This window comes from Streptomyces sp. NPDC020597, from assembly GCF_044335095.1.
GTDB lineage: Bacteria > Actinomycetota > Actinomycetes > Streptomycetales > Streptomycetaceae > Streptomyces.
This window is the reverse complement of sequence record NZ_JBIRUL010000064.1, coordinates 1-8,606: the sequence shown is the minus strand read 5'-3', so window position 1 is coordinate 8,606 and position 8,606 is coordinate 1. Positions and strand designations below refer to the sequence as shown.

The window sequence follows — 8,606 nt, the reverse complement described above, 5'->3', positions numbered from 1 at the left end:
TCGCCCCCGCGTTCTGCGCGCTGTCCGCCGTGCCGCCCGCCCCACACGCAGCGAGCGCGAAGGCCAGGGCCGACGCGACGATCGGAACGCTCAAGTGTCTGCTGACTCGCATGGGTATGCTCCTTGCTGAGGAGAGAGCGTGCTGGGAGCCGCTCATTTTCCGGATGGGTGGCTGTTCTGAAGTCTGTGGCCAGTGGGAACACGTCAGGCCGGGCCTTGGGTCATCGTGGGGTGCGGTATGCGGTCGGCTTGTCCAGGCCGTCCTGGCCCGCGTGGGTGACGAGTTCCTTCATCGAGTTGTTGATGAGGTCGAACCGAGGGTGGCCCTGCTTGATCCGGGCCGGGCATCTTCGGTGCCCGCGATATCGGGTCACCTGGACGCTGCTGCCGGGCTCCTAGGTGAACGGCGTGCGGTTCACCTTCTGGAGGGCTTGGCCGTAGGCGCCGCCGCCGCGGGCGATCACCGTCCCTCCGCTGCCAGCGCCTGCAGTGGATGAGGCGCGGCTGGTGCCAGTGCCGCAGGCGGCGCGAGCGGGAAAGGCAGCCAGGCTGCCTGCTCCGCGCGGAAGCGCTGAGGCAGAGCCCGGGCCGGCAGGCACGCACTCGTGGGCTTGGCCCGTTCCCGGTATGCGGAGGCTGGCGACTCGTCGCGGCCGGCGCCGGTGTGGCTCGGATGCGGCTGTCGCCACGGGCGCCCTGTGGGGGGCGCAGTTCGCGTGCGGCGATCGGGGCATACGCTCGACTCGTGATCGATCGGTCATGCCGCAATCAGCGGTTGCCCGAGGCAGAAGGCGAGACGGAGAACAGGTCGTTCAACCCATTGCTGGCGGTGATGGCCAGCAGGGGTGTTCAGGAAGCGGTGTACCCGCCGTCGACGGTCAGGACCGATCCGGTCACGTACGACGACTCCGATGATGCGAAGAAGAGCACCGCGTCGGCGACCTCTTCGGGGGTGGCGAGGCGTTGGAGCGGGATCTGGCTCTCGCGCTGGCGGCGGTAGGCCTCGGGGTCGGGCCTGCTTTGGATCGACGCTTCGATGATCGGGGTGGCGGTCAGGCCCGGAGCGACGACGTTGACACGGATGTTGCGCGGGGCCCATTCGATCGCCGCGCCCTTGGCGAGCATGATGAGGCCTCCCTTGGCGGCGGAGTACAGGACCTGCCCGGCCATGCCGACCATGCCCAGCCGTGAACTGACACAGACGAACGATCCTCCCGTCTCGGGCATCAGCGGCGCGAAGTGCTTCATTACCAGGAACGCGCTGAGCAGGTTGCTCTCCAGCACGTTCCTCGCGTCGTCGCAGGGCATCTCGGTGAGTGGACCGTCGGCCTGCAGGCCGTGGTTGAGGACGACGACGTCGACGGTGCCGAAGGACTCCGCGGCCTGCTTGGCCAGGCTCTCGACGAACGCCTCGTCGTTGAGGTCGCCGGGAACGTACAAGTCGTCGGGCTCAGCGCTGTCGAGTCGCTCCCGGCGGCCGGTGAGCAGCAGTCGCGCGCCCTCGCGGCGGAAGTGGGAACTCACGGCTTCCCCGATGCCACTGCTGGCACCGGTCACCAGGGCCGTGACGTCGTTGAGTCTCATGTCAGGCACTCCTTTACGGGAGATGTCGGTGGGTCGCGGTTCCCGGTACGAGGGTCCCGTCCCCGGCGTTGGTCAGTTGAGGAATCCGCGGGCGTCGACCGGCCACCGCTCCAGCGACGTGCCCGTGCTGTCGGTGACGATCAGTTCCTCGAAGCCGAGGACGACCGGGCAGACGTGGTTCGGCACGACCGGTACGACGCTGCCGACGCTGGGGCGGAACTCGCCGTCCGGCAGCGGAAGGAACCCGTGGTACTCGTTGACCTTGGACAGGACCGCCTTCGTGCCGGCGATGCCGCCGTAGCCGATCTCGGGGCTTCCTTCCTTGCTGAGGACCTTGTTGCCCACATCGACGATGACCTGGCCGGGGACCTGGTCGCTGACCACGGTGCCGGCGACGAACAGCGCGATCTGGTCCTCCGTGCACGAGCCCAGTCGGGTGTTGTTGAGATCGCCGAAAACGTACTCGCCGGGACGGATCTCGGTGATCACGCCGCTCGTGGAGAACTCGAGGGTCGGAGTGGAACCGGCGCTGACCACCTCGGCGGTGACCCCGACGCCGGCGAGACTGCGTACGGCGGTGACGAGCGCGGCCTCCTGGTCCTGCGCGGCGCGCCCGCGAGCGTCCCGGTCGGCGCCGCCGTGACCCGGATAGGTGAAGACACCCACCGGTACCAGTCCCCGCTTGCGGGCGGCGAGCGCAAGGTCGCCCGCCGCCTTGGGCGGCGCCCCCGAACGACGGGCGCCACAGTCGATCTCGATCACGACCTGCAGACGGTCCGGTTCGTCTCCCATCGCGTCGGCGAGGGCCTCGATCGACGCGACGTTGTCGGCGCCGACCCGCAGCCGGGCGGACTCAGCCAGCCGGCGGATCCGGGGCCCTTTCGTTCCCGCGGCCCAGATCGGATAGGCGAGGAAGATGTCGTCGAACCCGGCCGCGGCGAAGACCTCGGCCTCACCGACGTTGCCGGCGGTGATCCCGACCGCGCCGGCCTCGATCTGGCGGCGCCCGATCTCCACGCACTTGTGCGTCTTGACGTGCGGCCTGACCTTGAGATCGCGCTGGTCGGCGAAGCCCTGCACGCGGTCGATGTTGCCCTGCATGACGTCGACCAGCAGGATCGGCGCGGGGGTGTCGATCCGCTCGACCAGAGCGTCGAGTGCTCGTTGCAGCCGGTTCACGCTGCCCCTCCTTGTGGTTCTGCCTGGAATGATCGAGGGGCGCGGGTGCTGACTCCCTCTGGATGCCGAACGCCTGCGGTCCGCTATGTCGCGCGCTTGCGACACCGCCGCTGTCGGCGAGGCCTACACCGCGGTGCAGACCATCTGGATCTCGACCGGACTGTTGGCCGGCAGTCCTGCGACACCGATCGCGGTGCGCGCGTGCCGTCCGTTCTCGCCCAGCACCTCGATGAGCAGTTCGCTGGCCGCGTTGGCGACGTTCGACTGCTCACCGAAGTCAGGCGTACTGGCCACGAAGACCAGCATCTGCACGATCCGGACCCGTTCCAGATCGCCCACCGCCTGTACGGCGGCGGCGAGAGCGTTGAGCACGGCATGACGCGCGAGCTCCCGCGCCGTCTCCAGCTCGACGTCCCGGCCGACGACGCCCTGGCCCAGCAGCCAACCGTCCTTGTAGGGCAGTTGCCCCGAGATGTAGATGCTGGAGCCCACCGCCCGGTGGTGCACGTAGTACGGGTTGTCACGGAGCTCGGGAAGGGTCAGACCCAGGGCCTGAAGCCGAGCGGAAGCCGAGCCGGTGCTCGCTGCGGACGTCACGGACTGGCTCATCGCGTCGCCTCCGCGGACGGCACGGGGCACAGACCGTCACGCTTGGGGAAAAGTACCTGTTTCATACGAATCTTGATCATCTGTACTCGGCTCTCTCCTCGAGTAACAGTGGCGATAAAACGCCATCTGGTGGCTTAAACCAGCCACCTCTTTGTCGTTTGTCGACCATATGGGCGCGTGTTGAGCACTGTCAATACCAAGTTCAGTCTCGAATGCGACCTCGGAACACCGCATGCGGCTGCACCGCCGCTGCTGGAAGCGACGGTCGACGCCGGGACCTGGCTCACCGGTTTACACGCTTCGGCATGGACGGTTGTGTGCGCAGTCGGCCTCACCAGGCGGCCGAAGACGGCGTATGAGCCCGTGCGGTAGCCCTGGGACAGCTACGAGTACCACGAGTACTCCGACATGGCGTTCGGCCTGTTCAAGATCCTCAGGTACGACTTCGGCCCGAGATTCCGCGACTTGGAACGCTCGAACCGCGTCGCAGGATGCGTGACTACATCCGCGGGCTGCCCGTCGCTGTTCAGTCCCCGGCCCTTGTCAGCCCGCTCTCGTAGGCGAAGATCACCGCGTGGATACGGTCGCGGAGGCCGAGTTTGGTCAGGATGCGGCCGAGGTGGGTCTTGACGGTCGTCTCCCCGACGAAGAGGCGGGCGGCGATCTCGCCGTTGGTCAGTCCGCGGGCGACCAGGGCGAGGACTTCCCGTTCCCGGTCGGTGAGCGTGGCCAGGCGGCTTCGCTGGGCGGGCACGGTCGTGGGGGATTCCCGGACGAAGCGGTCGACCAGGCGTCGGGTGAGGGAGGGCGCCACCATGACCTCGCCCCGCAGCACCGCCCGGACGGTCACCAGGATCTCCTCGGCGGGGGCGTCCTTGACGAGGAAGCCGTTCGCACCGGCGCGCAGGGCCGCGTAGGCGTACTCGTCCAGGTCGAAGGTCGTGACGACAAGGATCCGGGGTCCATCGGGCTGCGCGCAGAGGTGTTCGGTTGCGGCGAGTCCGTCCAGGCCGGGCATGCGTACGTCCATCAGGACGAGATCCGGCTCCAGCGCGGCCACGCCCGTGATCGCCGTATCCCCGTCGGCGGCCTCGCCCACCACAGTGAGGTCGGGCTGGCTGTCGATGACCATGCGCAGTCCCATCCGGATCAGTTCCTGGTCGTCGCAGATCAGCACCCGCGACGGCGACGTGGTCGGGGGCCCGCCGGTCATGGGGTCGCCGTGGCGGGCTCGGGCCGGGTGGGGCGCAGGGTCGCGGTGACCCGGTAGCCCCCGTCGGGTGTGGGTCCGGCGTCGACGCTCCCGCCGTACAGGGCGGTGCGTTCGCGCATGCCGGTGAGTCCGTGACCGCAGGCGAGCAGTCGGGCGGGGTGCTCCGGGACCGCTCCCGCTCCGGCGGAGTTCTCCACCCGGACGCGGACCAGCCGTCCGGGCCCCTCGGTGCCGGTGTCGACCCGTACGTGGATCGTGACGTTCGGCGGCGCGTGCTTGATGACGTTGGTGAGCGCCTCCTGCACGATGCGGTACGTCTGCGCGGTGAGGTCCGCCGGAAGGCCGCCTGGCTCTCCGCGAAGGTCCAGCCGGGCGCGTGTGCCGTTCGTGTTGAGGCGCCCGACCAGCCGCCGCAGATCGGCCGAGAGCAACTCGCCGGCCCCGTCGATAGCGGGTCCGGGTCCGAGGCCGTCGGCTGGGGCGTCCGCGTCGGGGGTGCGCAGCACATCCAGCAGCCGGCGCAGTTCGTCCAGGGCGTCGCGGCCGGTCGCGCTGATGACGCCGAGGGTGCGGTCGACGACCGTGGGATCGGTGTGCCGCATCAGCCTGCCGCCCTCGGCGTTCAGCACCATCACGCTCACGCTGTGTGCGAGGACGTCGTGGATCTCGCGGGCGATGCGAGCCCGCTCCTCGGCGACGGCGACCCGGGCCAGGGCGAGGCGCTCCGACTCGGCGAGCGCTACCCGTCGCTCGAACTCGGCGATATAGGTGCGCCGGGCCCGGACGTACTCGCCGAACACCCAGGCCCCGGCCAGCAGGAGCCCCACGGCGAGCGGGGTGAGCCAGGCGCCGCGGGCACCCGGGCCCCCGTAGTCCCGCTGCCAAGCGGGAACCCACAGCACCACGCAGCCGGCGGCACAGATCACCGTCGCCGCGGCGGCCCGGCGCAGGCCGCGGACCGTGAGGGTGGCCAGGACCGCGGCCAGGGCGACGGCGCCGCGTCCCGGTTCCTGTCCCCACACCTGCCCGAGGAACTGCACCCAGAACCCGGCCGTCACCAGGGCCGCGACCAGCACCGGCCGACGGCGGCGCCACAACAGAGGCAGCACCAGGGCAGCGTAGACGCCCGTCTGCACCCAGACGGGCCGCCAGCCCGGCTGGGGGCGGATCACCGGGGGCACGGCCACCAGCACGATCAGCAGCAGGTCCGTCAGCCACGGATGTCCGCGCCGCAGACGGGGCAGGGTCTCGATCAGCCGTTGCACCGCCTCACGCTACGGCCGGGGCCCGCTCCCCGGCATCGTCCTGGCGGGTGTCACGGGGTCCTCCCGCGGTCGTACGGACACCGGCCGCGGATACGACGTGCGGCCACCCAGGGCGTTTCCACCATGGCCGCCATGTCGATCACCACCGAGTTCCTCAGACGGCCCCTCATGACCGGTGCCGTGGCGGCCAGTTCACGACGACTCGCGCACGCGATGACCGAGGGCATCGGCCTTGAGCAGGCCCGGACCGTTGCCGAGCTCGGCCCGGGAACCGGGGTGTTCACCGACGCGATCCTCGCCCGGCTCGCACCCGAGGCACGACTCGTCGCCGTCGAGCTCAACCCGGTGCTCGCCGCCCGGCTGACGGCCACCCGGCGCGACACCCGGCTGACCGTGGTGCAGGGTTCGGCGGCCGAACTGGCCGCCACGGTCGGGGAACCGGTCGACGCGGTGGTCTCCGGGCTGCCGTGGACTGTCATGCCGCAAAACCAGCGCAGGTACATCCTGGACGCCGTGGCCGAAGTTCTCGCGCCTGGCGGCCGGTTCACCACCTTCGCCTACCTGCACGCGGCCTGGACCCCGCCCGCCCGTCAACTCACCGCCGAACTCGCCTGCCGCTTCGACCGGCTGGAGCGCTCGAAACCTGTGTGGGCGAACCTCCCGCCCGCCTTCGTGCACCGGGCCACCCAGAGGCCATGACCGCGAGTCGGCCCGCGAAAGCGAGGACCTCCATGGCAAGACCAGCGCGAGAGGGGGTAATCCGCGTGGGGACGGTGGGGAGGCTGCCGGTCCGCGGAGCATGATGCGGCACGCCACCACCATCGTGGGCCGACGTCCTCACCGACAAGGACAATCGCGCCCGTTAACGGCACCCCACCTGGCACCGTTTTGCCCTGCTGGCCCGTGGTGACGAACCTGGCAGCGGCGTCGCGTGGCCGCAATGGGCCCGTTCACGGCCGGAAGAACGCCGCGGTCTTCGGGCGGATCCGGCAGAACAACGACCATGACGCGGAGGTAACTAGACGACGCCCAGTGGAAATTGGCCGTTCCCTTGTTGCCGATAGGCGGGTACGGCATCACGTGCGGACCCCTGCCCTGAGCGGCTGCGGCATCAGTCCTTGCATGCAAGGTGGCCCCCGACCGCCGCACCGTGCCGGCGGTCGGCAACCTGCGACCCTCACTCAAGATCCGCTACACATCGTGCGGAGAGTGCGAGCTTGATCCTCGACGTTTCGGCATGGGCGTGCGACGTCACGGTGGCGAGCGGGCTTTGACGCTTCACGCACGTCGGCATGGCCTCAAGCATGCCGGGGCGCGTGTACCCCTGGATCTGCCGTCCGGGCTCCCAGCCCCATGGGGAAGTGGGCAGCCAGTTCCTGGCGGAACGCGTCGGTGTCGCCTTCCAGGGCGACCGTGGCCAACCGCTCGTGCTCGACAACCAGTTGCTGCGGGTTGTCGCTGTACGTGCGGTGATCGACGCTGAGGTGGAGGCGCAGCTTGGTTTCCCAGCCGTTCCACATGCCCTGCAGGACGCCATGGCCCGAGAGGTCGTAGAAGAGCCGGTGGAAGCGAAGGTGCGCGTCGATGCTGGCCGGGATGTCGTCCTTCTCCATGGCCCGGCGCAGCTCTTCTACGGTCTGCAGCAACTGGGGCCGCTCAGCGCCGCGCAGCGCTTCGGCCGAGAGTTCGGCGGCGTACGGCTCGACGCGCAGCCGGACCGAGTCGATCTCGGCGACCTCGCGAGCGCTCACCTCCACGACGAACGCGCCACGGTAAGGGATCTTTACGACGAGCCCTTCTTCCTCCAGCTTGGTCAGCGCCTCACGCAGCGGGGACCGGCTGATCCCCAGATCCGCGGCGATGTGCGCCTCGCGCAGCTGGCCACCAGGAGGGACGCTTCCATCGAGGATGGCGGCACGCAGCGTGCGGTAGACACCGTCCGGCGTCGTAGTCCGCTGTTCCTGCCACTCGAACTTGTGGTCCACCCCGTCGCCCTCCCCTGCTCACACCCGACCGCCTGGTCGTTTGTCGACTATACCTATGGTGGCCTTTCCGCATCCACACCTCAGTTGACTGGCAGGCACGGAATGCACAGTGGTGCCGCATCCGGTTCGCGGGTCGCGGTGGCAGGCGGTGCCTCGGGGAGGGCCGTCAGCTCTCAGGCAGATGCCGGGCCGGCGACGCCGACGCTTGCGGACCTGCAGCGGAATGCAGTCGACCAAAGGGAAGCGCTGCGGGTGCATCACCGTCTCTCCCGACGCCAACACTTCTCCTTCGTCGAGTCGGTACCAGGCTGCACGCCAGAAGCTGAGCGCCTGACTGACCGGTGACATTGCCGTTGCTCGCAGCCTGCTCGATGAGTCCGGCGTTCAGCCCGCCTGCACGAACTCGGAGGCGACCTCGGCCGAGAGTCCGCTGCGCCCGACCCGGCGGATTGCCTCATCCATTCCGGAAGGGATCAGCGCCGGGTCTGCCTGAGGCACTTCTCCGACGTGGTTGACAGCCGAGAGCCATTTAGTCGACAATCGACTAGCCAGATGGTCGACAATCGACCTGCGATTGAACTACTCCACTACCGCACGAGGAGGACTCCTGTGGGATTCGATGTGAAGCCCAAGTTCGTGACGTTCGACATGAACGGCACGCTGATCAAGTTCAGCATCAACGACGCGATGCGTGAGGTCCTGGGCGACCGGCTGCCGGCCGAGGTCGCCGATGAGTACCTGCGGATCTGCAAGGCGTACCGGATCGACGAG

At 69.0% G+C, this 8,606-nt stretch carries 8 protein-coding genes; 1 reads left to right on the top strand and 7 read right to left on the bottom strand.

The window, feature by feature from the left end:
- Nucleotides 1-221 precede the first annotated feature (221 nt).
- The 6 genes from ACH4ZA_RS39750 to ACH4ZA_RS39725 all read right to left on the bottom strand — a co-directional run bounded on the left by ACH4ZA_RS39750 (nucleotide 222) and on the right by ACH4ZA_RS39725 (nucleotide 5,850).
- Complete coding sequence (locus ACH4ZA_RS39750) at nucleotides 222-374, bottom strand: hypothetical protein (protein WP_398433877.1); 153 nt, start codon at nucleotides 372-374, stop codon at nucleotides 222-224.
- 475 nt (nucleotides 375-849) lie between these two features.
- Nucleotides 850-1,584, bottom strand: coding sequence for an SDR family NAD(P)-dependent oxidoreductase (locus ACH4ZA_RS39745; RefSeq protein ID WP_398433875.1), 735 nt, complete (start codon nucleotides 1,582-1,584; stop codon nucleotides 850-852).
- A 72-nt stretch (nucleotides 1,585-1,656) separates the two neighbouring features.
- Nucleotides 1,657-2,763 (bottom strand): alanine racemase, encoded by a 1,107-nt coding sequence (locus tag ACH4ZA_RS39740; protein WP_398433874.1) that lies wholly within the window; start codon nucleotides 2,761-2,763, stop codon nucleotides 1,657-1,659.
- 123 nt (nucleotides 2,764-2,886) lie between these two features.
- A complete protein-coding gene (locus tag ACH4ZA_RS39735; protein ID WP_398433873.1) occupies nucleotides 2,887-3,372 on the bottom strand; it encodes a RidA family protein in 486 nt (161 codons plus the stop codon).
- 526 nt (nucleotides 3,373-3,898) lie between these two features.
- A complete protein-coding gene (locus tag ACH4ZA_RS39730) occupies nucleotides 3,899-4,585 on the bottom strand; it encodes a response regulator (RefSeq protein ID WP_398433872.1) in 687 nt (228 codons plus the stop codon).
- A complete protein-coding gene (locus ACH4ZA_RS39725; protein WP_398433871.1) occupies nucleotides 4,582-5,850 on the bottom strand; it encodes a sensor histidine kinase in 1,269 nt (422 codons plus the stop codon). Before ACH4ZA_RS39725 ends, ACH4ZA_RS39730 begins: the two co-directional genes overlap by 4 nt.
- 132 nt (nucleotides 5,851-5,982) lie before the next feature.
- On the opposite strand from ACH4ZA_RS39725, the gene ACH4ZA_RS39720 reads away from it, so the two are divergent.
- On the top strand, nucleotides 5,983-6,549 hold the full coding sequence (locus ACH4ZA_RS39720; RefSeq protein WP_398433870.1) for a class I SAM-dependent methyltransferase: 567 nt from the start codon (nucleotides 5,983-5,985) through the stop codon (nucleotides 6,547-6,549).
- 599 nt (nucleotides 6,550-7,148) lie between these two features.
- On the opposite strand, the gene ACH4ZA_RS39715 is transcribed toward ACH4ZA_RS39720, so the two are convergent.
- Nucleotides 7,149-7,835 (bottom strand): GntR family transcriptional regulator, encoded by a 687-nt coding sequence (locus ACH4ZA_RS39715; RefSeq protein WP_398433869.1) that lies wholly within the window; start codon nucleotides 7,833-7,835, stop codon nucleotides 7,149-7,151.
- Between the last annotated feature and the right edge of the window lie 771 nt (nucleotides 7,836-8,606).

Bases quoted from the DNA above. Each gene is read 5' to 3' on its own strand.
- ACH4ZA_RS39730 (WP_398433872.1), bottom strand. From the start codon at position 4,585: ATGACCGGCGGGCCCCCGACCACGTCGCCGTCGCGGGTGCTGATCTGC.
- ACH4ZA_RS39745 (WP_398433875.1), bottom strand. From the start codon at position 1,584: ATGAGACTCAACGACGTCACGGCCCTGGTGACCGGTGCCAGCAGTGGC.
- ACH4ZA_RS39720 (WP_398433870.1), top strand. From the start codon at position 5,983: ATGTCGATCACCACCGAGTTCCTCAGACGGCCCCTCATGACCGGTGCC.
- ACH4ZA_RS39735 (WP_398433873.1), bottom strand. From the start codon at position 3,372: ATGAGCCAGTCCGTGACGTCCGCAGCGAGCACCGGCTCGGCTTCCGCT.